At 65.3% G+C, this 26,009-nt stretch carries 25 protein-coding genes; 9 read left to right on the top strand and 16 right to left on the bottom strand.

The features are described 5' to 3' along the window. Positions 1-218: 218 nt before the first annotated feature. The 3 genes from kdsB to lpxK all read right to left on the bottom strand — a co-directional run bounded on the left by kdsB (position 219) and on the right by lpxK (position 2,345). Entirely contained in the window at positions 219-1,022 is an 804-nt protein-coding gene (gene kdsB / locus G3N95_RS21085) for a 3-deoxy-manno-octulosonate cytidylyltransferase (protein WP_205972005.1), read from the bottom strand. A gap of 122 nt (positions 1,023-1,144) precedes the next feature. Continuing rightward, entirely contained in the window at positions 1,145-1,348 is a 204-nt protein-coding gene (locus G3N95_RS21080; protein ID WP_007180583.1) for a Trm112 family protein, read from the bottom strand. Further along, on the bottom strand, positions 1,329-2,345 hold the full coding sequence (gene lpxK, locus G3N95_RS21075; protein ID WP_205972004.1) for a tetraacyldisaccharide 4'-kinase: 1,017 nt from the start codon (positions 2,343-2,345) through the stop codon (positions 1,329-1,331). Before lpxK ends, G3N95_RS21080 begins: the two co-directional genes overlap by 20 nt. 506 nt (positions 2,346-2,851) lie before the next feature. Here lpxK and xseA point away from each other — a divergent pair. Together xseA and sodB are read left to right on the top strand one after the other, a co-directional pair. Continuing rightward, entirely contained in the window at positions 2,852-4,231 is a 1,380-nt protein-coding gene (gene xseA, locus G3N95_RS21070; RefSeq protein WP_205972003.1) for an exodeoxyribonuclease VII large subunit, read from the top strand. Positions 4,232-4,438: 207 nt separating this feature from the next. Next, complete coding sequence (gene sodB, locus G3N95_RS21065) at positions 4,439-5,017, top strand: superoxide dismutase [Fe] (RefSeq protein ID WP_012399956.1); 579 nt, start codon at positions 4,439-4,441, stop codon at positions 5,015-5,017. 227 nt (positions 5,018-5,244) lie between these two features. Here sodB and G3N95_RS21060 read toward each other — a convergent pair whose 3' ends face one another. Together G3N95_RS21060 and G3N95_RS21055 are read right to left on the bottom strand one after the other, a co-directional pair. Further along, entirely contained in the window at positions 5,245-6,579 is a 1,335-nt protein-coding gene (locus tag G3N95_RS21060) for an NYN domain-containing protein (protein ID WP_205972002.1), read from the bottom strand. A gap of 87 nt (positions 6,580-6,666) precedes the next feature. Then, complete coding sequence (locus G3N95_RS21055; RefSeq protein WP_205972001.1) at positions 6,667-7,266, bottom strand: isochorismatase family protein; 600 nt, start codon at positions 7,264-7,266, stop codon at positions 6,667-6,669. A gap of 48 nt (positions 7,267-7,314) precedes the next feature. On the opposite strand from G3N95_RS21055, the gene G3N95_RS21050 reads away from it, so the two are divergent. Continuing rightward, positions 7,315-7,926 carry a TetR/AcrR family transcriptional regulator gene (locus G3N95_RS21050; RefSeq protein WP_205972000.1) on the top strand — a complete coding sequence of 204 codons (612 nt, stop codon included), beginning with the start codon at positions 7,315-7,317 and terminating at the stop codon, positions 7,924-7,926. Between the two features lie 21 nt (positions 7,927-7,947). On the opposite strand, the gene clpP is transcribed toward G3N95_RS21050, so the two are convergent. Beyond that, entirely contained in the window at positions 7,948-8,601 is a 654-nt protein-coding gene (gene clpP, locus G3N95_RS21045; RefSeq protein WP_205971999.1) for an ATP-dependent Clp endopeptidase proteolytic subunit ClpP, read from the bottom strand. 159 nt (positions 8,602-8,760) lie between these two features. Between clpP and G3N95_RS21040 the strand changes: the two genes are divergently transcribed. Next, complete coding sequence (locus G3N95_RS21040; protein ID WP_205971998.1) at positions 8,761-9,720, top strand: sigma-70 family RNA polymerase sigma factor; 960 nt, start codon at positions 8,761-8,763, stop codon at positions 9,718-9,720. Here G3N95_RS21040 and G3N95_RS21035 read toward each other — a convergent pair. After that, on the bottom strand, positions 9,676-10,950 hold the full coding sequence (locus tag G3N95_RS21035; RefSeq protein ID WP_205971997.1) for an EAL domain-containing protein: 1,275 nt from the start codon (positions 10,948-10,950) through the stop codon (positions 9,676-9,678). The genes G3N95_RS21040 and G3N95_RS21035 overlap by 45 nt on opposite strands. Before the next feature lie 269 nt (positions 10,951-11,219). Next, positions 11,220-12,689 carry a multidrug transporter subunit MdtD gene (gene mdtD, locus G3N95_RS21030; protein WP_205971996.1) on the bottom strand — a complete coding sequence of 490 codons (1,470 nt, stop codon included), beginning with the start codon at positions 12,687-12,689 and terminating at the stop codon, positions 11,220-11,222. A gap of 141 nt (positions 12,690-12,830) precedes the next feature. On the opposite strand from mdtD, the gene G3N95_RS21025 reads away from it, so the two are divergent. Both G3N95_RS21025 and G3N95_RS21020 read left to right on the top strand, forming a co-directional pair. Beyond that, positions 12,831-13,109, top strand: coding sequence for a type II toxin-antitoxin system ParD family antitoxin (locus G3N95_RS21025; protein WP_205971995.1), 279 nt, complete (start codon positions 12,831-12,833; stop codon positions 13,107-13,109). A gap of 32 nt (positions 13,110-13,141) precedes the next feature. Beyond that, positions 13,142-13,312: a hypothetical protein gene (locus tag G3N95_RS21020; protein WP_205971994.1), complete on the top strand. Its 171-nt coding sequence runs from the start codon at positions 13,142-13,144 to the stop codon at positions 13,310-13,312. 118 nt (positions 13,313-13,430) lie between these two features. Here the strand turns inward: G3N95_RS21020 and G3N95_RS21015 are convergent, their stop codons facing one another. Continuing rightward, positions 13,431-14,843, bottom strand: a complete 1,413-nt coding sequence (locus G3N95_RS21015) for a PLP-dependent aminotransferase family protein (RefSeq protein ID WP_205971993.1) — start codon at positions 14,841-14,843, stop codon at positions 13,431-13,433. Between the two features lie 183 nt (positions 14,844-15,026). Between G3N95_RS21015 and G3N95_RS21010 the strand changes: the two genes are divergently transcribed. Then, positions 15,027-15,338: a DUF2917 domain-containing protein gene (locus G3N95_RS21010; RefSeq protein ID WP_205971992.1), complete on the top strand. Its 312-nt coding sequence runs from the start codon at positions 15,027-15,029 to the stop codon at positions 15,336-15,338. Positions 15,339-15,364: 26 nt separating this feature from the next. Here G3N95_RS21010 and G3N95_RS21005 read toward each other — a convergent pair whose 3' ends face one another. Next, complete coding sequence (locus tag G3N95_RS21005; protein ID WP_205971991.1) at positions 15,365-16,597, bottom strand: citrate synthase family protein; 1,233 nt, start codon at positions 16,595-16,597, stop codon at positions 15,365-15,367. 112 nt (positions 16,598-16,709) lie between these two features. Between G3N95_RS21005 and G3N95_RS21000 the strand changes: the two genes are divergently transcribed. Then, on the top strand, positions 16,710-18,104 hold the full coding sequence (locus G3N95_RS21000; protein ID WP_205971990.1) for a CoA transferase: 1,395 nt from the start codon (positions 16,710-16,712) through the stop codon (positions 18,102-18,104). A gap of 27 nt (positions 18,105-18,131) precedes the next feature. Here G3N95_RS21000 and G3N95_RS20995 read toward each other — a convergent pair whose 3' ends face one another. Continuing rightward, positions 18,132-18,878 (bottom strand): GntR family transcriptional regulator, encoded by a 747-nt coding sequence (locus G3N95_RS20995; RefSeq protein WP_028364610.1) that lies wholly within the window; start codon positions 18,876-18,878, stop codon positions 18,132-18,134. Positions 18,879-19,057: 179 nt separating this feature from the next. Between G3N95_RS20995 and G3N95_RS20990 the strand changes: the two genes are divergently transcribed. Then, the gene (locus G3N95_RS20990) at positions 19,058-19,903 is read left to right on the top strand and encodes an aldo/keto reductase (RefSeq protein ID WP_205971989.1); all 846 of its coding nucleotides are present in this window, start codon (positions 19,058-19,060) and stop codon (positions 19,901-19,903) included. Positions 19,904-19,944: 41 nt separating this feature from the next. On the opposite strand, the gene G3N95_RS20985 is transcribed toward G3N95_RS20990, so the two are convergent. The 5 genes from G3N95_RS20985 to G3N95_RS20965 form a co-directional block, all read right to left on the bottom strand. Next, positions 19,945-20,400: a hypothetical protein gene (locus G3N95_RS20985; RefSeq protein WP_205971988.1), complete on the bottom strand. Its 456-nt coding sequence runs from the start codon at positions 20,398-20,400 to the stop codon at positions 19,945-19,947. A 256-nt stretch (positions 20,401-20,656) separates the two neighbouring features. Beyond that, positions 20,657-21,460, bottom strand: a complete 804-nt coding sequence (locus G3N95_RS20980; RefSeq protein ID WP_205971987.1) for a hypothetical protein — start codon at positions 21,458-21,460, stop codon at positions 20,657-20,659. A gap of 516 nt (positions 21,461-21,976) precedes the next feature. Continuing rightward, entirely contained in the window at positions 21,977-24,082 is a 2,106-nt protein-coding gene (locus tag G3N95_RS20975; protein WP_205971986.1) for an ABC transporter ATP-binding protein, read from the bottom strand. Then, on the bottom strand, positions 24,079-24,978 hold the full coding sequence (locus G3N95_RS20970) for an ABC transporter permease (protein WP_205971985.1): 900 nt from the start codon (positions 24,976-24,978) through the stop codon (positions 24,079-24,081). Before G3N95_RS20970 ends, G3N95_RS20975 begins: the two co-directional genes overlap by 4 nt. Continuing rightward, a complete protein-coding gene (locus tag G3N95_RS20965; protein WP_205971984.1) occupies positions 24,975-25,985 on the bottom strand; it encodes an ABC transporter permease in 1,011 nt (336 codons plus the stop codon). Before G3N95_RS20965 ends, G3N95_RS20970 begins: the two co-directional genes overlap by 4 nt. Between the last annotated feature and the right edge of the window lie 24 nt (positions 25,986-26,009).

Here is a 26,009-nt window from a genome sequence, read left to right as displayed (position 1 = left end):
CATCATTCATGTCTGCCGCAGTCAACGCTCTTGATTCTTTGTTGTCCGCCCTATCTGTCGGGCAGCGTTTCGCTGCCGGCTTCGCGCAGCACATGATGAACGGCGCTGCGAAGCAAACGGCAAAACAGGCGGATTAAAAATACGGGCGAATGGTGATATCGATCAATGCGCATCGATATCGGGTGAATCGCGCGAACGATCGATTATGCCATGCCTTTTTACGCTGACGACCCGAAAAACGCCTGTACGCGGGCAAGATCGTCGGGTGTGTCGACGCCGGGCAGAGGCGCGTCGTGCGTGACGAGCACTGCGATGCGCTCGCCGTGCCACATCGCGCGCAGCTGTTCGAGGGCTTCGGCCTGCTCGATCGGCGAGATGGAGAGACTCGGGTAAGTACGGAGGAACTTCGCGCGATACGCATACAGCCCGATGTGCCGGTAGACGGCTGCGGGCGCCGGCGGAGCGGGCATCTGCGCGACGTTCGGCCAGTGCGGCTGGTATGCGTCGCGAGCCCACGGGATCGGTGCGCGCGAGAAGTACAGCGCCACGCCACGTGCGTCGAGCACGACCTTGACGACGTTCGGATTGAACACTTCGGCCGGATCGTGAATAGGATGCGCGGCCGTCGCGATTGCGCAGCCGTCCGTCGCCGCGAGGTGCGACGCTACGCCGCGCACCAGCGCGGGATCGATCAGCGGTTCGTCACCCTGCACGTTGACGACGATCGTGTCGTCGCGCCAGCCGTAATGCGCGGCCACTTCCGCGAGACGGTCGGTACCCGACGGATGATCGGCGCGCGTCATCATCGCGTCGATGCCATGTTCACGCGCGACATCGAAGACCGCTTGTGCGTCGGTGGCGATCAGCACCTGCTGCGCGCCCGATTCAAGCGCGCGCTCCGCGACGCGCACAACCATCGGCTTGCCGCCGATATCGGCGAGCGGCTTGTTCGGCAGACGCGTCGAAGCGAGGCGAGCCGGGACGACGGCGATGAAGGGCGGAGTGTGCAGGGTGTCGTTCATGGGAGGTGACTTCGGGCCTCGACGAGGCTGAGAAAGACGCGCCGCCCTGTCGGCGGCGCGGTTAGTGCGTTCGGGCTTGCTGCAAGGCGCGTCATTCGACGCCGCGTTGCAAGCGGCGCCGCTCAGGCCACGGAGCCGGGGTTCAGATCGACAGGCGTGCCTTCGACCGTTTGCCGTGCTTCGTCGACGAGCATCACGGGGATGCCGTCGCGGATCGGGTAGGCGAGCTTATCCGCGTTGCAGATCAGTTCCTGCGCGGCGCGGTCGTAGCTGAGCGGGCCCTTGCAGATCGGGCAAACGAGAATTTCAAGCAGGCGAGCGTCCACGGACTTTCTCCACAACGAGTGCAATGAGGCGATGATCGAGCGTGGCTTCGACGGGAACGACCCAGAGCCGCGCATCATGCCAGGACCCCAATTTTACCGCATCCTTTTCGGTGATCAGGATGGCGTCGGCGTCCACGTCGACGAACGGATTCGTGCTGAACGCGTAGTGATCGGGCAGCGCGCGCGTGTCGGGCGAGAGGCCCGCCGCGCGCAGCGTCGCGAAGAAGCGTTCAGGCGAACCGATGCCCGCCGCGGCGAGCACGCGTTCGCCGGCAAATTGCGCAAGCGGACGGCGCAGGCGCGGATTGTCGAGATGCCAGGCGTCGCCGGGTGCGAGATCCAGCGAGAAGGTGTTCGGCCACGGCGGCATCGCGCGGTCGTACGGATTGTTGATCAGCGTGGCGTCGCGTTCGCGCGAGAGCGGCTCGCGCAGCGGTCCGGCGGGCAGCAGAAAGCCGTTGCCGCCCAGCCGGTGATCGAACACGACGATCTCCGCATCGCGTTCGAGCCGATAGTGCTGCAGGCCGTCGTCGCTGACGATCACGTCGACATCGCGATGCGCCTTGCACAGCGCCTCGGCGGCCGCGACGCGGTCGGGGCACACGAATACGGGCGCGCCCGTGCGGCGCGCGATCAACAGCGGTTCGTCGCCCGCCTGCGCCGCTTTCGAGGTCGGCGTGACGAGCGTGGGCTGCGTGATCTTCGCGCCGTAGCCGCGCGACACGACGCCCGGCGTGAAGCCCGCGCTGCGCAGCGCCTGCACCAGCGCGATCACTGTAGGCGTCTTGCCCGTGCCGCCGACCGTCACATTGCCCACGACGACGACGGGCACGCGCACCCGCACTGACTTCAGCCAGCCGAGCCTGAATGCCGCGCGACGCCCGAGCGCGACCGCGCCGAACACGCACGCGAGCGGCGTCAGCGCCCACGCGAGCGGACCGCGCTGCTGCCATTCGCGCGCGACGCGCGTTTCGAGGCGGGAGGCGAGGTCGCTCATCGGCGGGCAGCCGGCTTGCGCGGCGCGTCAGACGGGACGAACGGGGCGGACATCGGCAGGCATCTCCGGGCAGTCGGTTGCAGCGGCGAAAAGCATGGGCAGGGTCGCGCGCGTCACGACCCGCGATTCCACCAGAACCCGGCACTCTAGCGCGCGGGCGGCGTCGGCTGCAAGTCGGAAAGGCCGAGGAGCGACAGCCGCGCACGGCGAATGCTTTATCCATAGCCTGTGGATAACTTTGTGGAGAACCTGCCTTGCAATGTGTCGGAAAGGCCGCCACGCAAGCATCGGGTCGGCGGCTGGGAACTTTTAAAATACAAAAAACGTTGAAAAATCAGATAGTTGATTGGTATTAAGTGGGCTCTGGCGTGGTTTCGAAGCCGTTCTTCACCGTTCTCCCGGCATGTGGACACTTTTAACAATCCGGCTAAAGGCGTGTAGAACACGCTAGACCTGGCCAGCCGATCGGTCTATCGTCTGTCCGGCCTGTCAAAACCATTCCTCGCATGAATTCCGAAAGTCAGTTCTCGTCCCCCGTCGGTGCAGGCGGCGATGCCGTCGTTCCCGTGTCGGTGCTCAACCGCGCGATCGGGACCATGCTCGAACGTTCGTTCCCGCTCGTCTGGGTGTCGGGCGAAGTGTCGAACTTCACGCGCGCCGCGAGCGGACACTGGTACTTCTCGATCAAGGACGCGCAGGCGCAGATGCGCTGCGTGATGTTCCGGGGCCGCGCGCAATACGCCGAGTTCACGCCGCGCGAGGGCGACAAGATCGAAGTGCGCGCGCTCGTCACGATGTACGAACCGCGCGGCGAACTCCAGCTGAACGTCGAAGCCGTTCGCCGCACGGGGCAGGGCCGGCTGTACGAAGCGTTCCTGCGACTCAAGGCGCAGCTCGAAGCCGAAGGCCTGTTCGATCCGCAGCGCAAGCGCCCGTTGCCCGCGCATCCTCGTTCGATCGGCATCGTCACGTCGTTGCAGGCCGCGGCGTTGCGCGACGTGCTGACCACCCTGGCGCGCCGCGCGCCGCACATTCCTGTGATCGTCTATCCGGCGCCCGTGCAGGGCGCGGGCGTCAGCGCGAAGCTGGCCGCGATGGTCGAAGCGGCGAACCGCCGGCGTGAAGTGGATGTGCTGATCGTGTGCCGCGGCGGCGGCTCGATCGAAGATCTGTGGGCTTTCAACGAAGAAGTGCTGGCCCGCGCGATTGCGGCGAGCGAGGTGCCCGTCGTCAGCGGCGTGGGTCACGAAACCGACTTCACCATTGCCGACTTCGCGGCCGACGTCCGCGCGCCGACTCCCACGGGTGCCGCCGAACTCGTCAGCCCGCAACGCGTGCTGCTGCTGCGCGATCTCGACCATCGGCACGCTACGCTCGCGCGCGGCTTCGGACGCATGATGGAACGCCGTGCGCAACAACTCGACTGGCTCGCGCGCCGTCTCGTGTCGCCTGCCGAAAGACTCGCGCGGCAACGCACGCATTTGCAGCAACTGAGCGTGCGGCTCGCGTCGGCGGGTGCGCGGCCCGTGCGCGATGCGCGCGCGCGTTTCTCGCTCGTGCAGATGCGCTGGCAACGCTGGCGTCCCGATCTCACATCGCATCGTTCTAAAGTCACCGGCCTTGCCGAGCGCCTGGAGCGTGCACTGTTGCGTCAACATGAAAGACACCTCGCACGCGTGGAAACGCTTGCGGCCCGGCTCGAAGTATTGAGTCCGCAACGCACGCTCGAACGCGGTTACGCCGCGTTGCTCGATGCGCAAAGCGGACGCGCGGTGCGTGCGCCATCGTCGTTGAAGCCTGGCCGGCGCATGACCGTTCACCTCGCGGAAGGCTCGGCGGATATCGCCTTGTCGGATGTTCAACCGCGTCTTACGGATGGCTTCTGACGCCGCTTCTGCACAGTAGTTTTGACCTTCGTATGACATGTGAAACGATGCAGCGCGAGCATTAATTACGCTGCCCGTGCAGCGCCTTTTCGCAATGAATGCCATAAAGGGCTTGCGTTTGCGGGGTTATTCCAAGTCGCCTACAATCGAGTGCTCCCACCGCGTTATCCGCAGACTCCCCATAAACAGATACAAAGGAATAGCACCATGGAACATACGCTCCCGCCGCTGCCGTTCGCCAAGAACGCGCTCGCTCCGCACATGTCGGAAGAGACGCTTGAGTTTCACTACGGCAAGCACCATCAGACCTATGTGACCAACCTGAACAATCTGATCAAGGGCACCGAGTTCGAAAGCCTGTCGCTGGAAGAAATCGTCAAGAAGTCGTCGGGCGGTGTCTTCAACAACTCGGCACAGGTGTGGAACCACACGTTCTTCTGGAACAGCCTGTCGCCGCAAGGCGGTGGCGCACCGAAGGGCGCGCTCGCGGACGCGATCAACGCGAAGTGGGGTTCTTTCGACAAGTTCAAGGAAGAGTTCACGAAGACGGCAGTCGGCACGTTCGGCTCGGGCTGGGCATGGCTCGTGAAGAAGGCAGACGGTTCGCTGGATCTGGTGTCGACCAGCAACGCAGCCACGCCGCTGACCACGGACGCAAAGCCGCTGCTGACGATCGACGTGTGGGAACACGCGTACTACATCGACTACCGCAACGCACGTCCGAAGTTCGTCGAAGCGTACTGGAACATCGTCAACTGGGCCTTCGCTGAAAAGAATTTCGCGTAAGTCTTTGAGACGCGCCCGTGAAAATCCCGGGCGGCAGCATCACCCGAAAGCCCTCATTGATGAGGGCTTTTTCTTTCTCCGCTTGACGTCGATGCTTTGCATTACATGCGCTTACATAGCGCGTGTTCGGCTGCATTGATTCGCGATCCGAATCAATGGATGCGTGACGCGCAGCAACAAAGAAAAAGCGCCGCTCTATTGAGCGGCGCTTTCACATGACGTTCCACTTACTCCGTATCGCTCGTCGCCTCGGTCTTACGAGGGCGGCGGCTGCGCGTCGCAGATTTGCGCGACGGCTTCTTTCTTGCAGCGGGTGCTTCTGTCGCCGGGTGTTCTGCTTCGGGCGCGGGCGTTTGAGCCTCCGATGTCGTCACCTGCTCCGCGACATGCGGCGCATCGGCGGTTTGCGGCGAACCTGCTGCGGCATCGACGGCTTCGACGGCTTCGACGCGTTCCGCCTTGGCTTTCTTCGTCTTCTTCGCCGCGGGCTTGCGTGTACCGCGATCCTTGCGGCGCGTGTCGCTCTTGCCCTTGTCAGTCACCTGCCCGGTCGATACCACGGGCTGCGCAACGTCGACGCTTTCATCCGCCGCCACATCCGCTTCGACGGCGGAAGCGGCAACCGCCGTTTCCTCCAGTTCGACGATCTCGGCAGCCGCCGGCATCGCGGCCCATTCATCGCCCGTTTCGCGCGGCGTCGCGACATCGGCGGGCGCAGCGACGGAGGGTGCCGCGCTGCGATAGACGAACGTGCCCGACTTCTCGTCGCGGCCGACTTCGAGCAGCCCGCGCGACTGCGCTTCTTCGAGCAGATTGCCGAACGCGCGGAAACCGTAGTACGTCTCGTTGAAATCGGGCTTGCGGCGCTTGATCGCGTTCTTCAGCACCGACGCCCAGATCTTGCCGCTGTCGCCGCGCTCGGACGCGAGCGCATCGAAGGTCTGCACCGCGAATTCGATCGCCTTGGTCTTGCGCGTCTCGAGATCTTCCTTGCGCTTCTCGCCTTCGGGTGCGCGCTTCGACGGTTGCTGCGCCGCCTGCTGCGCGGGTTTCGCGTTGTCGCGCTTCGCAGCGGCGCGCTGACTTTCGCGCACGAGGTCGTCATAGAAGATGAACTCGTCGCAGTTCGCGGTCAGCAGATCGGAAGTGGAGCGCTGCACACCGACGCCGATCACCTGCTTCGCGTTTTCGCGCAGCTTCGACACGAGCGGCGAGAAATCCGAGTCGCCGCTGATGATGACGAACGTGTTGACGTGCGACTTCGTATAGCAGAGATCGAGCGCATCGACGACGAGGCGGATGTCAGCGGAATTCTTGCCCGACTGCCGCACGTGCGGGATTTCGATCAGCTCGAAGTTCGCTTCGTGCATCGCGGCCTTGAAGCCCTTGTAGCGGTCCCAGTCGCAATACGCCTTCTTCACGACGATGCTGCCTTTCAGCAGCAGGCGTTCCAGCACCAGCTTGATGTCGAATTTTTCGTATTTCGCGTCGCGCACGCCGAGCGCGACGTTTTCGAAATCACAGAACAGCGCCATGCTGACGGTATCCTGGGATGACGCCATATGCTTCTCCAGTGAAGTGCAGGCTCGATCGTCTCACACAACGCGGCGTCGATCGAGCGTTTGCACGATGATTGACCCGCGCTGCGCTCAGGCGCCGCCGAACGACCCGTTCTCCGCGACGGCGCTGACGAATTCCTCCGTCGAACGCACGAAACCCATGCGCGGGAAAATATGCTCGACGGGAAAACGGTGCGTGTCAGCCGACAGCCCCGACATCGCGTCTTCGATGAAGACCAGTTCGTAGCCTTGATCGAACGCCGCACGTGCCGTCGACTCGACACCGAAATTCGTCGCGATGCCCGTCAGCGCGATGGTGCGAATGCCACGGCGGCGCAATTGCTGTTCCAGATCGGTGCCGTAAAACGCGCCCCACTGACGCTTGGTCACGATCAGATCGCCGGCCTGCACGTTGCATTCGGGCACGAGGTCGGAGGCTTGCGGCGGCGGCGCGGGCGCGTCGCGTGGACGCAGCGGCGCGTCGGCGGGCAGCGACAGCAACTGCGCGACATCGACGCGCACGAACACGACCATGCCGCCCGCCGCGCGCAGCGCGTCGGCGGCGCGCACGGAACGCGCGACGACGTCCGTTGCCGAATGCGGCGCCAGTTGCCGCGCGACATTGCTGTGTTGCAGATCGATCAGCACGAGGGCCGTGCTGCGCGGATCGATGGAAAGAGCTTGCGTCATGCGTCACCTGTATGTGAGGATGGCCTCATGTCATGATAATCGATAAACATGAGTCTCGCCTCAGATAATCAAAAGGTGCGGCGCATTCCACAGCAGGAACGCGCGGCAAAACGTGTCGACGCGCTGCTCGATGCCGCAGGCGACGTCATCGCAGAGCGCGGCTTCGATGCTGCGACGATGACCGCGATTGCCGAGCGTGCGGGTACGTCGATCGGGGCCGTCTATCAATACTTTCCGAACAAGGATGCGCTTGTTTTCGCGCTGCGCACACGCTATGGCGACGAAATGGAAGCGCAATGGAGCGCGCTCGGCGAGGCGGCGCAGGATTGCAGCGTCGACGAACTCGTCGATCGCATTTTCGCGCTGATGACGGAGTTCATGGCGTCGCGGCCCGCGTATCTGCCGTTGTTGTCGGTGACGCTGAATTTCAGGCGCGATGCCGCCGCGCGCAACCGCTTGCGCGGCAGGTTCGCCGAACTGTTCCAGCGCTACAGCTCCGCGCTGGCGGACGACGACGCGTTTCGCGTCGCCGAGGTCGCGCTGCAGGTGGTGAAGAGTCTGAATCCGCTCTATGCGGCCGCGAAGCCCAAAGAGCGCAAGGCGCTGGTCGACGAATACAAGCTGGTCGTGTCGTCGTATCTTGCCGCGCGCCTGCGCTGAAACATCCGCAGAAAACGCGTGTCAGGTCGTGCCGTGCAGCGCGTCGACGGGAAGCGGCACGCGCGTCGTCAGCACATCGTCGACGAGACCGTAGGTTTTCGCCGCCTCCGCCGACATGAAGTTGTCACGATCCGTGTCCTTCTCGATCTGCGCGATGCTCTGGCCCGTGCGCTGCGCGAGCACTTCATTCAGGCGCTCGCGCAGATAGAGCACTTCCTTCGCCTGAATCTCGACATCGGATGCCGTGCCCTGGCCGCCGCCCGACGGCTGATGAATCATGATGCGCGCGTTCGGCAATGCATAGCGCTTGCCGGGTGCGCCCGCGGCCAGCAGAAACGTCCCCATGCTGGCCGCGAAGCCCGTGCAGAGCGTCGACACGTCGGGTTTGATGAACTGCATCGTGTCGAAGATCGCGAGGCCGTCATAGACCGAGCCGCCCGGCGAGTTGATGTAAAAAGAAATATCCTTGTCGGGGTTCTCCGATTCGAGGAACAGCAGTTGCGCGACGATCAGGCTCGCGGACTGGTCGTTGACGGGGCCGACCAGAAACACGATCCGCTCGCGTAAGAGGCGCGAGTAGATGTCGTAGGCGCGCTCGCCGCGGCTCGATTGCTCGATGACGGTCGGCACGAGATTGAAGCCAGAGTTGGCGGGTGAAGAGAAATGACGCTGCATGCGATCCTCGCTGATTGCCTGAAAGGCCCGCGCAAGGCGGGTTTCAGTCGCATGACGCGACAGCGGGGCGTAGCGTGACAAAAGAATTTTCACGTCGACGTGTCACATCGCGGACGGTTTGCCCGTCTAGCCGATGACCCAGCCACAGGAGCGGCACGCATGGAACAGATGGACAGAGAGAAGTCGGCGGAATTCGAGGCGGTGCGCGCGAAGCTGTTCGCGCTCGCGTACCGGATGCTCGGCAGCCGCGCGGAAGCGGAAGACGTCGTGCAGGATGCGTGGCTCAAATGGCATGCCGCCGACGCGAGCGAACTGCGCTCGTCGCCCGCCTGGCTCACGACGATCACGACGCGTCTCGCGATCGACCGGCTGCGTCATCTGCGGATCGAGCGCACGACGCGCTCGGGCGGCTGGATGCCGGATCCGTGGCTCGAAGGCCTCGCGCCTTCCGCCGAAGATCTGGCGCTGCAGGCGGTGCAGATGTCGTATGGCGTGATGCTGCTGCTCGAACGCCTGAAGCCCGAAGAACGCGCGGCCTTCGTGCTGCACGAGGCATTCGAGTGCGATTACGCGGAAATCGCGAAGATTCTCGCGAAGACGCCCGCGAACTGCCGGCAGATGGTGCATCGCGCGAAAGAGCGCTTACAGCGCGAAGGCGTGCCGGCGAAGCGGGCCGATCCCGCGGCGCATGCGCGCATCGTCGAGCGGTTGCGGGCGGCGATGGAGGCGCAGGATCGCGTGGGCCTCGTGCGGCTCTTCTGCGACGTGCCGAGCGTAATCAGCGATGCGCCCGAAACCGTCGACGCCGTCGCGACGGCGGACCAGGTAGCGACCACGCTGTCGATGCGCGGCCGGGGCGATCAGATGGAGACGGTGTCGATGAACGGCATGAGCGCCGTCGCGTGGATGCGCAATGGCGAGATCGACGCGCTGCTCGACATTACGATCGGCGAGGACGAGCGGATCGTCGCGCTGCGCATCGTGACGGGCGCGCTGCGGCTTGCGCCTGCAACGCAGGTGTTCGGACGCGCGGCGATCATGCGGCTGCTGCAGCCCGTCAGCAGCCAGGCCGCGTCAGTTACGATGCGCGGCGACTTCCCAGTTGATATCGACGCATAGCACCTGCATGCCGCGCGCCGTTTCCGCCGCGATCGACGCCGTCACGCACAGGTGTGCTTCGTTGATCGACAGATAGGGCGGCGTCAGGTGCACCTGGCCGGGTGCGCGCACGGCCTCGATGAAATACGGGCGACGCTCCCAGCTGGCGCCTTCCGAATGCAGCAGCGGACGGAAGCGCTTGGCGCGCTGCGACGCTCGGCCCGACGGCAGCACGTTGTCGCCGATCTGGCGGCCCGAACCGTCGAGCAGGAAGCAGCGCGCGGTTTCGCGCAGCGCGAGCAGCGGCGCGGTTGCGTCCGCCATCGTTTCGCCTTCGACGAGATGCGCGCTCGCCGATTCGAGCGCCGTAACGAACGGCGCGAGCCGCTCGGACTGCGCGCGTTCGCGTGCGGCCACCCGTTGCCGGAGCGCGGCCGACAGTTCGTCCATCAGGTTGACCGTCGCCTGGCGCGCGACGGGCTCCACACTCGGCGCGGCGAAGAACGAACCCTGCACGAAATCGACGTTGCATTCGAGCGCGATCAACGCATCGCGTTCGGTCGACAGACCGCCCATCAGCACCAGTTGCCCTGATTCATGCAGCATCGACACGATGCCGGGCAGCACGCGCTCGATATGCGAATGCTCGCTGGCTTGCGCGAGGATGCAGCGATCGAGCGTGACGATGTCGGGCCGCAGATTCCACACGCGGTCGATGTTCGAATGCTTCGCGCCGAAGCCGTCGAGCGCGATCAGGAAGCCGGACTTGCGCAGCGAATCGATGATTTCGGCGAAGCGCGTCGTTTCTCCGCCCGCCTGCTCGGACACTTCGAGCACCACGCGTTGCGCGGGCAGGCCAAGTGCCTTGAGGCCGGCGAGCAGCGCGTCGCCGTAGCTCGTGTCCATCAGCGCGGCGGGATGCAGGCTCAGAAAGAGCCATTCGTCATGGCTGTCGAACGCATTGAAGTTGCCCAGATGCAGCGATTCGGCGAGCCGCCCGAGTTCAAGCAGATCGCCGCGCCGCGCGGCTTGCGTGAAGACTTCGCCCGACGGCACCTGCTTGCCGTTCTCGTCGTGTGCGCGCAGCGACGCGTGATAGCCGATCGCGCGACGGTGCGAAACCGAGAAAACCGGCTGAAACACGCTGAAAACCGTGTAGCCGCCATACCGGACGGTGCGGCGCGAGCCTTCATCGCCCGCTATCGGGCGTGGAGGCTGGAAGCCGGGAGGATCGAGTTCGATCATGCTCATCGTGTCGGTTATCGGTTGAGTAGCGAAGCAGGCCGCGCGTGGGCGCGAAAGTTTCAAGTTTACAGGATAGGGCAGCAAGAAACATGCGCACGACGAAACGCTTCAGGGTTCATCGTTGCGACGGCTGCACTGCGCCGTGTTTGCCGCGCCGGCCTTCAATTGTGCGCCGCGAACGCTGACGCTGTCATGCGCGCGAGCGGCGAAGCGCACATCGATGGTGCGCCGCGCGCCCCATTAGCGTTCGGTCGTCGTGCCCGGCGTGCGCGCGCTCACGTGCGCTCCTGCGGATCGGCGCGTCTCGCGGGCTGCCGGATATCCGCCGACAGTTGCGCGAAGATCCATGACGTCGCCGCGGTGATCAGGCCGACGCACAGGAAGGTCGCGTGAAAGGCGGGCAGCGAGTTGGCCGCGGTGACGCGCGGCATGAGGCCGGTGAATGTGGTGAGCAACGCGCCCGCGACCGTGACGCCGAGGCTCATCGCGAGCATCTGCACGAGCGAGAACAGGCTGTTGCCGCTGCTCGCGCCGCCCGTGCCGAGATCTTTCAGTGTCAGCGTGTTCATCGCGGTGAACTGCATCGAGTTGACGCCGCCGAAGAACGCGAGTTGCACGAGACGCAGCCACAGGGGCTGATGCTCGCTCGTCAGCGAGAAGCTCGCCATCGCGAGACCGACGAGCACCGTGTTCGACACGAGCACGCGCCGGTAGCCGTACTTCATGATGAGCCGCGTGACGAGACGCTTCGACGACATGCCGGCGGCCGCGACGGGCAGCATCATCAGGCCGGCCTCGAATGCGCTGTAGCCGAGGCTCACCTGCAACAGGAGCGGAATGAGATACGGCATCGCGCCGCTGCCGATGCGCGCGAACAGATTGCCGAGCAGGCCGACGCTGAACGTGTGGATCTTGAACAGGTCGAGCGAAAAGATCGGGTTGGCGGCCCGCACCGCGTGCAAGCCGTAGGCGACGAAACAGCCTAGCGAAAGGATCAGCAGCATCAGCACGGTCGCGTGCTGGATCGTGAATTCGGTGCGGCCGTCGAGCGCCATCGAGATCGACACCATGCCGACGATCAGCAGCACGTAGCCTTTGATATCGAACTTCGCGGTGTCCGGGTTACGGCTGTCGGGCATGAAGATGAACGTCGCGATGATGCCCACGATGCCGACGGGCACGTTGATCAGGAAGATCCAGTGCCACGACGCGATCTTGACGAGCCAGCCGCCGAGCGTCGGGCCGATCAGCGGTCCGATCAGCCCCGGAATCGCGACGAACGACAGCGCGGGCAGGTAGCGTTCCGCCGGAAATACGCGCAGCACGGCAAGCCGGCCGACGGGCAGCAGCATCGCGCCGCCCACGCCCTGCAACACGCGATAGATCACGAGTTGCGTGAGCGTCTGCGCGTTCGCGCAGAGCAGCGAGCCGATCGTGAAGACGAGGATCGCGGCCATGAACACGCGCCGCGTGCCGAGCTTGTCCGCGAGCCAGCCGGAGACGGGAATCATCACGGCCATCGTCAGCGAATACGCGATCACGACCGATTGCATGCGCAACGGCAGTTCGCCGAGGCTGCGCGCCATCGCGGGCAGGGCGGTGTTGACGATGGTCGAATCGAGCGTCTGCATGAAGAAGCCGGTCGCGACGATCCACAGCATCACCGTCAGCGAGCGGGCCGTGGGCGTGGTCTTTTCGGGGCGGTCGCCGGCGGCGGCAGAGGCGGATTCGGTCGATTCGGACATGAAGGCAGGGCGGCTGGGCGGGGAGAGCCCACATTCTAGGGAAAAAGCGCGGGGTTCGTGCTCCGCCTCAGCGATTGCAAGCGCCGCGCCTCGGTGTGCGGGCGTATGATAGTGTCATACACTTTCGATTGCGGAGCGATCATGGCAAGCACACGTTTGACCATCACGTTGACGCCTGAGCTGCTCGAGTTCGTTCGTGAGCGGAGCCAGGGAGGCGACTACAACAACGATAGCGAAGTGATTCGCGACGGCTTGCGCCTTCTCAAAGCCCGCGATCAGGCCGTCGAAGAATGGCTGCGCAAGGAAGTCGTGCCCGCGCATCTGCGACTCAAGGCCGATCCGTCGCGCGCCATGTCGGCTGACGATGTATCGAAACAGCTCGCGGAGCGCCGCAAGGCCCGAAAGAAGCATCCCGCATGAGGCAATACGCAGTTGTCTTCTCGCCGGAATTCATGGTTTCGCTGGACCGTGTTTTGAGCTTCATGGAATTGACGGGCGCTTCTGAGCATCACCTCGACCGGTATCAACGAAATGTGCTCGAGTTCTGCGAAACGATGAGCTGCTTCCCTTACCGGGGAAAGCCGCGCGACGATCTCGCGCCAGGCTTGCGGCTCACCCACTAAGGAGCCAACACGGTACTGCCGTATGCGGTCGACGAAGACGCTGGGACCATCGCCTTTCTCGGCGTATTCGCCGCGCGTCAGGACGATGAGAAGCTCATGATGGGCGAGTGAGCCCGTGTCACGCGTTCAATCCCGCCGCCGCTTCGAAAAACATCCGCGCACGCGGCTCGTTCGCGAACGCGGCGTTGATGCGGATCCACGGGCTCGGCTCGCCGTTCGGCCGGAAGTAGCTGCCGGGCGCTACCGTCACGCCGAGCGGCGCACCGCATTCGACGAGCCGTTCGGCATTGTCGATATGCGGCACGCGCGCCCACACGAATTTGCCGCCGAGCGGATTTTCGAACACCTGCCAGCCGCTCATTTCGAGCGTCTGCACGGTCGCGCCGAGCGCGTCGCGCATGCGCCGCCGCAGCCGGTCCAGATGCTTGCGGTACATCCCGCGTTCGAGCAGTGCGACGGTCACGGCTTCCGCAAAGCGCGATCCGCCGATGCTCGTCAACATCTTGATGTCGGCGAGATCCTTGATGGTCGCGTGGTCCGCAATCACGTAGCCGATGCGCAGCGACGACGACAGGGTCTTCGACAGCCCGCCGATATAGATCACGTGTTCGAGCTGGTCGAGCGTCGCGAGGCGGTCGGTGGGATCGCTCTGGAAGTCCGCGTAGATGTCGTCTTCGATGATCTTGAAGTTGTGTTCACGCGCCAGTTGCAGCAGACGGAACGAGACGGGCGGCGCGATCGTCGTGCCCGTCGGGTTGTGAAACACGGAGTTGATGAAGAACACCTTCGGCCGATGCTGCTGCAACTGCTTTTGCATCGCTTCGAGATCGGGGCCGGTGCGCGTGCGCGGAATGCCGATGAGATTCACGCCATGCAGTTTCAGCAGGCCGTTGAAGTTGTAGTAGCCGGGATCCTCGACGAAGATCGTGTCGCCGGGCTTGAGCATGTAGCGCATCAGCAGGTCCATCGCCTGGCTCGCGCCGATCGTGATGAGGATCTGCGAGGCCTCCGCTTCGATGCCGAGCTGTGAGACGCGCGCCTGCAGATGTTCGCGCAGCGTCGCGTTGCCGAGCGGCGTCGCGTAATCGATCATGCTCGCGCCGTCGGTGCGCGACACGTGGCGGATCGCCTGCGCGAGACTGTCCATGTCGCGCCAGGCTTCGGGGATGAAGCCGCTGCCGAGCTTGAGCGATTCGCCGGGATGATTGAACTGCTGCAGGATGTGCACCGATTCGCCCTCGGCGCGACGCGGGTCGGACGCGCCCTGTCCGCTCATCGACGCGCGCTGCCGCTCCGCCACGTAGAACCCGGAGCCCGGCCGCGAATCCAGATAACCGAGCGACACCAGCCGGTCGTATGCCTCGATCACGGGGAAACGGCTGATGTCGTTATCGGCGGCGAACTGGCGGATCGACGGCAACTTCGCACCGGGATGCGCGGTGCGCGAGCGGATCCATTCCTGCACCCCGCTCACGATCTGCTCGGTCAGCGGCACGCCGGTTTCGCGGTTCAGGTCGATGTCCAGCTTCATTCGGTGTCTCCTTCGGGGCGCTCCGCAGGCCGTCGTCACGGTCTGTCACGGTCGAAGCACCGGCAACTGTCAGGTTTTCTGGCTGTACAGTTCTTTTGAAACTGTTCAGCACTGTGCATGTGACAGTCATCATCGCACGCCAATAATGGATGCAAGCGAAAAAGCACTTCAAGGAGCAAAGCGATGCGTGAAATCCGTACTTTCGAACTCGAACACGGCGAGCCGGCGAGCGCCTGGCGGGTCGCGCAGCCGCTCGCCGTGAACGTGCTGGCGGGCGAACTCTGGCTTACGGTCGAAGGCGACGCCGAAGACTACTGGCTCGCGGCGGGCGAGTCGTTCGAACTGAAGCGCGGCGCAGTGGCGTGGCTGAGCGCGGGACGCGACGGCGTGCGGCTGTCGCTGACGGTGACGAGCGGCGCGGGCGATACGGTGCGTGTCGAACGGCGCCGCACGCCGCGCTGGACGTGGATGCCTCGCTGGCTGCTCACGGCCTGAAGCGCCGATTGCGAATCAGCAATCTTTCAGTCCACCTGATACGCGCCGATGTACCTCGCACGTGGCCGGATCAGCCGGCCGTCGTTCGTCTGCTCCATCGCGTGCGCAATCCAGCCCGTCACGCGACCTACCGCGAACAGCGTGAAAGCCGCGCCGGCGGGCAGACCGAGCACGCGCTCGATGGCCGCCAGCGCATAGTCGACGGTCGGCTCGGCGCCCGTCGTGTCGCGCACGGTGCGCGCTAGCCGTTGCACATCCGCAAGCGGCGAACGGCTGGGCGCGCATTCTCCAAGCAAATCCAGCAGCAACCGCGCGCGCGGATCGCCGTCCGGATACAGCGGATGACCGAATCCCGAGATCACCGGCACCGGCGCGCCCTGTTCGTGGTGCGCGAGGCGCGTCGCCAGATAGCGGTCGAGATCGGCGGCACGTGCGGCTTCGTCGAACAACGCGGCGACGCGCGCCGTTTCCCCGCCATGCCGCGGCCCCGATAGCGCCGCGAGCCCGCCCGCCACCGCGCCGAACAGATGCGTGCCCGTCGACGTGATGCAGCGCACCGTGAACGTCGACGCATTCAGCTCATGGTCGGCGCACGCGACGAGCGCCGCTCTCAACAGATTGATCTGAGCGCGGTTGCGCACGCCCCATGCGCCGGCGAGCTGTCTGTGCAGCGGATCGTTCGACGGCACCGCCGAGATCATCGCGCCCGCCAGCAGCCGGATCAGCGCACACGCATTGTCGAGTTGCGCATCGCGGCCGAGTGCCCAGATGCGCGGCATCTGCGCAGCGGCGGCGGGCAGCAGCACGAGCGCGCGGTCGAGCGGTGTGCTGTCGCTCCACAACTTCAGCCATGCCGACCATTGAGCAGCAGCAAGCGGCGCGGCGGGCGCGTCGGCGACGCGCCGCGCGCTGCATTCCCACAGCAACGCCGCCACCTCTTCCAGCGTGGCCGTGCGCGCGAGTTCCATTGCATCGCGCCCGCGATACAGCAGCTTGCCGTCCGCGATCAGTGTGATCGACGATTCGAGCACGGGCACGCCCCAATCCAGCACCTTCTGCGCGACCTTGCCCGCGCGCTTGCCGTCTTCCTTGCGGCGCGCAAGGCGGCGCACTTCGTCCTCATCGTAGAGGCGGCGCTTGCTGTTCGCGTCCGGCGCCGAGCGCAGCATGCCCCGGCTGACATACGCATAGAGCGTCGTGACGCTGATGCCGAGCATCGCGGCGGCTTGGTCGGCGGACAGATGACGCGCAGTGGACATAGCGGGAAGAAACCCAAACAAACGAATATATATTGATTATATAAATCAAGATTGATCATGGCGAGGCGCAATCCTAGACTGGGTCCTGTCTTCTTTCTCCAGGAAGCTTGCCATGACGCCCCAGCTCGCTCTCGATCACCTCTGGTCCATCGCAGGCTGCGATGCGGCCTTGCTCGAACATGTGTCGATGGAGGGCAACGATCCGGCGTTGCCGTCCGTGTTTCGTGTCGGGACGCTGGCGAGTGCGTCGATCGCGGCGATGGCGCTCGCCGCCGCCGATTGCTTCCGGCTGCGCACGGGCCGCATGCAACACGTGGACGTGAGCGTGCGGCGGGCGCTCATCGCGTTTCGCAGCGAGCGCTATCTGCGTGTGAACGATGGTCTGCCGCAGGAGTTGCGTCATCCCGTGACAGGCTTCTATGCGACGCGCGACGGCCGCTGGATTCAATTGCACACGAACTTTCCGCATCACCTGCAGGGCGTGCTGAAGGTGCTCGGCTGCGACGGCGATCGCGACGCAGTCGCAGCTGCGATCGGCCACTGGGACGGCGTAACGCTCGACCAGACGCTCGCCGACGCCGGCCTCTGCGCCGCGCTGATCCGCTCGCCGCGGGAATGGGCGGCGCTCGATCAGGCGAGGGCGATTGCGAACCTGCCGCTGTTCGAGATCGAGCGCATCGGCGATGCGCCGCCCGAAGCGCCAGGGCGTGGTACGGCAGTGCGGCCGCTTACGGGCACACGCGTGCTCGATCTGTCGCGCATCATCGCGGGTCCGGTGGCGGGGCGGGCGCTTGCGCAGCATGGCGCCGACGTGCTGCTGATCAACGGTCCGCATCTGCCGAACATCGCACCGCTCGTGATCGACAACGGCCGTGGCAAGCGCTCCGCGACGCTCGATCTGCGCGAGCCTGCGGCGCGCGAGCAATTGCAGGCGCTCGCCAGCGAAGCGGATGTGTTTCTCCAGGCGTATCGCCCCGGCTCGCTCGCCGCGCGCGGCTTCGATCCCGAGACGCTTGCGCGCGTCAGGCCCGGCATCGTCTGCGTGTCGATCTCGGCATACGGCCATGCGGGGCCGTGGGCGATGCGGCGCGGCTTCGACAGTCTCGTGCAGTCGGCAAGCGGCATCGCGTACACGGAGAGCCGTGCGGCGGGCGTCGACGGGCCGAAGCATCTGCCTTGTCAGGCGCTCGACCACGCGACGGGCTATCTCGCCGCGTTCGGCGCGATGGTCGCGCTCGCACGGCGCGCGCAGGAGGGCGGCAGCTGGCATGTGCGGCTGTCGCTGGCGCAGACGGGCCGCTGGCTGCAATCAATGGGACAGATCGAGGACGGCTGGCGCGCGCCGGACGTCACCTTCGATGAAGTGCAGGAGGGTCTGCACGAAGTCGATTCGCCGTTTGGGCGGGTGTGCGCGGCCGCGCCCGCCGAACGGATGTCGGAGACGCCCCCGTTCTATGCGCGGCCGCCCGCGCCGATCGGCAGCGACGCGGCGCGCTGGGAAGGATGAAGGCGCCGGCGCGGCAAGTCGGCGTGCTTACTTGCGCAGTTCCGCGACGAAATCGTAGTAGTCGTTGCGGCAGTACGTATCCGTGAGTTCGATCGCACGCTGGTCGGCCGTGTAGCCGACGCGCGTGATCAGCAGCAGCGCGTCGTTCGGCGCGATGCTCATCTGCTGCGCGATCTCGTCGCTCGCGTTGACGGCGCGAAAGTGCTGCAACGCACGTACGATGGTCAGCCCGCGCTGTTCGAGATACGTGTACAGCGAATCGCCGATCGCCTGCGGATCGGGAATCACGGAAGCGGGGAAGGTCGAATTCTCGACGGCCATCACGATGCCGTCCGCGAGACGCAAGCGGCGCAAACGCGTGACGGCGGCCGCGGGCGACAGCCCAAGCTGGATCACTTCATCGCGATTGGCGGGCACGATTTCACGCGACAGCCATTGCGAACTCGGCGTGAAGCCGCGCCGGCGCAGCATTTCGCTGAAGCTCGACAGACGCGACAGCGGATCTTCGTAGCGCGGCGTGATGAAACTGCCCGCGCCTTGCGAACGGCGAATCAGCCCCTGTTCGACGAGCAGCGCGATCGCCTTGCGCGCGGTGATGCGCGACACGCCGAGCGCATCGGACAAGACGCGCTCCGACGGCAGCGCTTCGCCTGCATTCCAGCGGTTCTCGTGGATGGCCGTGCCGAGCTTGCGGGCGAGCTGAAGATACAGCGGCGTATCGTTTTCCGGGTCCGGACGCAGATCGCGCCAACGGTCTTCCGAGACTGGGTTCATGTGACGGACGCAAGTAGGGCAAGCGGCAATTCTATGACATTGGCGCGCGGCGTTATAGCGGGGTTTTGCCGGGACGCGGATGCATGTCGCCGTCCGGCGCTACACTCGCGGCATGAGCCGCTGCATCGATCGTTGCCATGCAGCGCATCTTCACGCCATCACTAGCGAGGACCGCAACCATGACGAACGACATCGCCAGCGTGACGCTGCCCGACGGCGAACGCATTCCGAAACTCGGGCAGGGCACGTGGGAGATGGGCGAGCATTCGTCGCGCCGCAAGGCTGAGATCGACGCGCTGCGCGGCGGCATCGAACTCGGCATGACGCTGATCGATACAGCCGAAATGTACGGCGAAGGCGCGACGGAATCGCTGCTTGGCGAAGCGTTGCACGGCCTGCGCGACGACGTGTTTCTCGTCAGCAAGGTCTATCCGCACAACGCGAGCCGGCGCGGCGTGCAGCATGCATGCGAGCAGTCGTTGAGGCGCCTGAAGACCGATCGCATCGATCTGTATCTGCTGCACTGGCGCGGTTCGGTGCCGCTCGAAGAGACGGTCGCGGGTTTCGAGGCGCTGCGCCGCGACGGTAAGATCCGGCACTGGGGCGTGAGCAACTTCGACGTCGACGATATGGAAGAACTCGTCGACGTGACGGACGGCGATGCCTGCGCGACGAACCAGATTCTCTATAACGTCGCGCGGCGCGGGCCGGAGTTCGATCTGCTGCCGTGGCTCGCGGGCCGCAAGATGCCCGCAATGGCGTACAGCCCCGTCGATCACGCACGCCTGCCGAAGCACTCGCCGCTCGACGATATCGCCGGCAGGCTGGGCGTGTCCGTGATTCAGGTCGCGCTTGCGTGGGTGCTGCGGCAGCCCGATGTGTTCGCGATTCCCAAGTCAGGACGCATCGAGCACGTGCGCGACAACCGTCGCGCACTCGACCTGCAACTTTCCGCCGATGACGTCGCCGCGATCGATGCGCACTTTCGTCCGCCGCGCAGCAAGCGGCCGCTCGAAATGCTTTGAGCGGCGCAGCGCCAGGTGCTCGCGGGTTGTGAATCAGCGGCTCAGTCGCACGCGTGATGCATATGCACCGAGCCGAGCACGGCGACTTCGGCGGGCGTGCGTTTGAGCGAGTCGGCGCTGACCTGGCTCGCGTCCTGAACGAATTCGTCGACGAGCGTCGAGACGGGCACGTCGCGCAGACACAATGACACGCGCTGCGTTTCCTTGGCGGGCAGCGACGTTCGCTGACTCAGGAACAGCACGCCGTACTGATAGCCGTGGATGATGCCGCGCATCGTGCCGACGCATTGACCATGCGCGACGTTGTCGGACTTCTGCCGGCAGGATTGCGCGAGCGACCACGCGGAGAAGGTGGGATCGACGGGAGGGGCGGCCTGGGTTTGTGCCGTGTTTTGCGTTGCATTCTGCGCATGAGCCAGCGACGCGCCGCCGAGCAGCGAAGCGATCAGCAAGCTCGACGCGATGCGTGCAACGGGGCGAGAGAAGTGTCGTTGCATGTAGGAGGCCTCATATCGAAGGTGGAATAGATAGGAGGCGGGCGGGGCGGTTTGGTTCCGGTGCGTCTGTGTGTCTGTGTGCCGTGTTGCGCCTGAGTGCTTTCGCCGTGGACGCGTGTATCCATCACGTGGTCGATGCATTCCTGGCCCCGGCGGTGACGTCCGGCCGGGGGAGCGGAGCGTCACCGCCAACGTTGACCAGTTTGTCCGCGTAGCGTAATCAATGTCATCGCTGCCCGGCGCGTTCGCCCGGATCTCAATGTCCGTTGCCGCCACCGTGACCGCCACCCGAGCCGGAACCTCCTCCGTAGCCGCCGCCTTTGCCGAAGCCACCGCCAAAGCCACCAAACCCACCACCAAAGCCACCACCGAACCCGCCGCCAGGTCCGCCCGGGCCGCCGTGACCGCTGCCGCCACAACCGCAGCCACCGCTGTTGCCACCGCCGCTGTTGCTGCCACCGCCGCCATTGCCGCCGCCGCCGTTGCCACCGCCGCCGTTGCCACCGCCGCCGTTGCCACCGCCGCCGTTGCCACCGCCACCGTTACCACCGCCACCGTTACCACCGCCACCGTTACCGCTTCCGCCACTGCCACCCTTGCCACCCTTGCCACCACTGCCACCACTGCCACCACCCGAATTACCGCCCGGACCTGCAGCGGCTCCAAAACCCCCACCGCCCGAAGCCGCGCCCGACGATCCCGCCCCAGTCGCCCCAGCCGCTCCCGCGCCACCACTACCGCGTCCGCCGCCGGGCGAGCAGTGCGCTGAATTGCCGATACATGTACCAGGCAGAAAGACGGATGAAGCATCATCGGCGGCCGTCGTCGCACCGGACTCCGCACCCGTCGATGCCGCATCGCCCGACGCAGGCTGCGTCGCAGCCGATGCACCGCTGGCAGGCAGTGGCGCATCGGCTACGACGATCCACTTGGGGATCACGTCGTCCGTGGATGCGGCCTGAACGAACTGGGCCGCCATCAAAGCCCCCGCGCCGACCACGAGGATCGCCGCACCCCGTCTTGTCTTGTAGTAGTACGTATCAATTGTGCTGGTCTTCATCGCACCTCTCCCGAGGAAACGACGCCCCCGCGCCCGTCATTCCTTGTTCACCGCTTATTGGCGTGTTCTGTTCGTTCGTAAATGCGCGTGTCGGGCCGATCGGCAGCGGGCGCGCTTTTTCTGTTCTCCGGAGCAGCGGCGCGTGCCGTTATCCGTGGCACGTCGCGCGCTCCTGCCTCCCATTCCGCTGCCTGCGGCTTCTCGTTTCTGCGTGACGTTCATCCGTCGAACGCCGGATCGACTGTCCTTTCTGTGCGCCGTTGCGTCGTTCGTGTACCGGCGCGAATTCGCGTTGTCCGAGGGTTTGTCGATCCCGACGCAACCCCATGCGTGAGCGTCATTTAGCGATAAACATGCCATTGGCCGCAGACGCCCGTCGCACATGGCATGCGCATGACAGCCCGATTGCGCGCACGGCGAAACGCGATGAAAACGTTTCGGACCTGAAACGCACGCGTCGAAACGCGGCGTTTTTCGTTTCAACGCGCGATGGACGAGCGGTCCGGCAAGCGGGAATCAGTTGCGACGTTGAAGCTCGCGCAATTCGTCGACGGGGATATGGCAGCGGATGCGATGGCCGTCGCCGGCATCGGTGTAGGGCGGATCCTGTTGCTCGCAGATCGCGCCGAGCTTGCGCGGACAGCGCGTCTGAAACACGCAGCCCGAGGGAGGCGCGGCGGGACTGGGCAGTTCGCCGGAGAGGTGGATGCGCTGCGTCCGCGCGTTGCCGGGCGTTTCGCCGTCGTGCAAATCGAGCGTCGGCACCGACGACAGCAGTGCTTCCGTATACGGATGATGCGGTCCGTCGAACACGGCCGCCGCGGGCCCGATCTCCAGCAGGCGGCCCACGTACAGCACCGCGATGCGATCGGACAGATAGCGCACGACATTCAGATCGTGCGAGATGAACACATAGCTCACGCCCCGATCGCGTTGCAGATCGGCAAGCAGATTGAGGATCGCGGCCTGCACCGACACGTCGAGCGCCGAGGTCGGTTCGTCGCACACGACGATACGCGGATCGCCCGCGAATGCGCGCGCAATCGCGACGCGCTGCTTCAGGCCCCCCGACAGTTGCCGCGTGCGCGAGGTCAGATAGCGGTCGGGCAGCCGCACGGCTTGCGCCAGCGACGCCAGCCGAGCCTCGCGTGCGTCGCCGCGCAGCGAGGACAGACGCGACAGCGCGCGCCCGATCAGCCGCCGCACGGAATGCGCGCGATTGAGCGCCGAATCAGGGTTCTGGAACACGATCTGCAGCGACTTCACCTGATCGTCGTTGCGATGCGTGACGCGCGGCGGCAGCGGCGCGCCGTCGAGTTCGAGCACGCTGCCCGCGTCGGGCGACACGAGGCCGAGCAGCAGCTTCGCGAGCGTCGTCTTGCCGCTGCCCGATTCGCCGACGAGGCCGAGTGTTTCCCCCTTCGCGAGTTCGAGCGAGACATCGTCGACGGCGCGCAGCGCAGAGCCATTGACGTGAAAAGTCTTCGACACGTACTCCGCGCGCAGCACGGGCGATGCGTCGTACGTCATGCGCCCGTTCGCCGACGCTTCGACGGGCGTCATGCGCGGCAACTCGATGGCGCGTTCGTGATAGTGGCAGCGCGACATCTGATCGCCATGCTGCGCACTCACGCGATACGGCGGCGGCGCTTCACGCCGGCAACGGTCGTCGGCGAGCCGGCAGCGTTCCAGATACACACAGCCCTGCGTGACGGTACCAGGCTGAGGCAGACTGCCTGCGATCGTGTCGAGCCGGTCGGTGTCCTTGCTGCGGCCGACCGTCGGCAGGCAGCGCAGCAGGCCGACCGTGTACGGATGCCGTGGACGCGCGAACACATCCTGCGTCGCGCCTTCTTCGACGAGCTTGCCCGCATACAGCACGCCGACGCGCTCGCACATCCTGCCGATCACCGCGAGGTTGTGGCTGATGAACAGCACGGCCGTGTGGAATTCCTCGCGCAGTTGCGCGACGAGATCGAGCACTTCCGCTTCGACGGTCGCGTCGAGCCCGGTAGTCGGTTCGTCGAGAATCAGCAGCGCGGGTTTCGACGCGAGCGCCATCGCGATCACGACGCGCTGCTGCATGCCGCCCGACAGCTGATGCGGATAACTGTCCATCACGCGTTCGGGTTCGGCGATGCGCACCTTGCGCAGGATCTCCGCCGTTTGCCGCAGCGCGTCTTCGTGTGCGGCGCCCGCTGCCTCGAATGCTTCGGCGACCTGGCGCGCAACCGTCAGCGATGGATTGAGTGCGCGCGACGGATCCTGATACACCATCGATATGCTGTTCGCCCGCAGCGCCCGCAACGCGCCCGCATCGAGCGCATTCACGTCCTTGCCCGCGATCGAAATGCGGCCCGCCTTCACGCGGCCGTTGCGCGCCAGATAGCGAAGCGTCGCCATCGCGACCGTCGACTTGCCGCAGCCCGATTCGCCGACGAGTCCATACGATTCGCCGCGTCTGATGCGAAACGACACGTCCTGCAGCACTTCGCGTTCGCGTCCGCGCGTGCGATACGCAACCGTGAGTCCGACGATGGTGAGCGCGTCCGACTGCTCGCTCTTCGACACGTCGAAGGCCGGAAACGAGGCGGGCGGCGGAGGTGGAGAAGGGCCGTTCATGCGTCGACGGCTCCCTGCACGGCATCCGCGATCAGGTTCACGCCAACCACCAGCGAAGCAATGGCGGCGGCATCGAACACGACCGTCCACCACGCGCCACCTGCCATCAGCGTGTACGACTCGGACAGCGCGAGGCCCCAGTCGGCGGACGGCGGCTGGATACCGAAGCCGAGAAACGACAGCGTCGCGACAGCGAAGATCGCGTAACCGAGCCGCACCGTCGCTTCGACGATGATGGGCGGCAGTACGTTCGGCAGAATCTCGGCGAACATGATGTAGAGCGCGTTCTCGCCGCGCAATTGCGCAGCAGCCACGTAGTCGAGATGCCGTTCCGCGAACACGGCGGCGCGCACCGTGCGGGCCGTAATCGGTGTGAACGTGATGCCGATCACGAGAATCACCGTGAAGTTCGACGCGCCCACCGCAGCGAGCGCAAGCAGCGCGACGATCACGAGGGGCAGCGCGAGCACGGCATCGATCGCGCGTCCGACCACGTTGTCGACCCAGCCGTCGAAGTAGCCGACCACGAGACCGAGCGCCGTGCCCGCGAGTGTGCCGAGCAAGGTCGCGAGCGGGGCGATCGTCAGGATGTCGCGAGCGCCGACGATCACGCGCGAGAGTACGTCGCGGCCCAGCTGATCGGTGCCGAACCAGTGGTCGTGCGCGGGCGGCGTGAGCGAGTTCAAAGGATCGGATGCATAGGGGTCGAGCGGCGCGATCCACACGCCGGCAATCGCGCACACGATCCACCACAGCACGATCAGCGCGCCGACGACGAAGGTCGGCGAGCGCAGCAACGCGCGCAGCACGTCATGGCGGCTGTCATGCGCTCGCGGCGGCGACGGCTTGGCGGGCGTCTGTGGTGTCTGCTGCGTCGAAGGCGTGCTCGTGCTCATTCGGCGCTCCTCACGCGCAGACGCGGATTGAGCAGCACGTACAGTCCATCGGCGACGAGATTGGCGAGCGTGTAGACGACGCCGATCGTCAGTACGCCGGCTTCGAGCATCGGAAAGTCCTTAGCCTTCGCGGCGTTGTAGATCAGCGAGCCGATCCCCTGATAGTGGAACAGCGTCTCCACGACGACGAGGCCGCCGATCATGTAGCCGAGCTGCGTCGCGGCGACGGTGATGGTCGGCAGCAGTGCATTGCGCAGCACGTGCCGGAAGATGACGATATGCGGCGGCAGTCCCTTGAGGATCGCAGTGCGCGTGTAGTCGGCGTCGAGCGCTTCGACGGTGCCGGCGCGCGCCATCCGCGCGATATAGCCGAAGAACACGAGCACGAGCGGAAGCACGGGCAGAACCAGATGCTTCAGTTGCGTGAAGATGCCTGCGCCGGGCGGATACGATGCATCGATGGGCAGCCATTGCAGCCACACGCCGAACACGAGAATCAGCACGATCGACGACACGAACTCGGGCACGACGGTCGCCGACAATCCGGCGATGCTGATCGTGCGATCCAGCCAGCGTCCCGCGTGCATCGCGGCCCACACGCCGCCCGCGATGCCGAGCGGCACGACCACCACGAACGCGAGCAGGCCGAGCTTCGCCGAGTTCGCGAGCGCGCTGCCGACGAACTGCGCAACGGGTTCTCGGAACACGTACGACACGCCCATGTCGCCCTGCACGAAATGGGTGATCCACTGCGTGTACTGCGTGAGGAGCGGCCGGTCCGCGCCTAGCTGATGATTGAGCGCAGCGACGGCTCGCGCATCGGCGAGGGGGCCGAGAATCGCGCGGCCGATGTCGCCCGGCAGCAACTGGCCGCCCGCGAACACGATCACCGACAGCAGCCACAACGTGATCAGCGACAGGCCGACGCGCGTCGCGACGAAGCGCGCGATACGCGCTGCGCTGCCGCCTGAGCCGCGAGCCACGGATGAGGAAACCGTCGTCGACATCGCTATCCCTTGCTCGCCGCGTCG

It is taken from the genome of Paraburkholderia sp. Tr-20389 (genome assembly GCF_017104565.1).
GTDB lineage: Bacteria > Pseudomonadota > Gammaproteobacteria > Burkholderiales > Burkholderiaceae > Paraburkholderia.
Note: the sequence above shows the minus strand (reverse complement) of the source record. Positions and strands in the feature narration are given on the sequence as shown.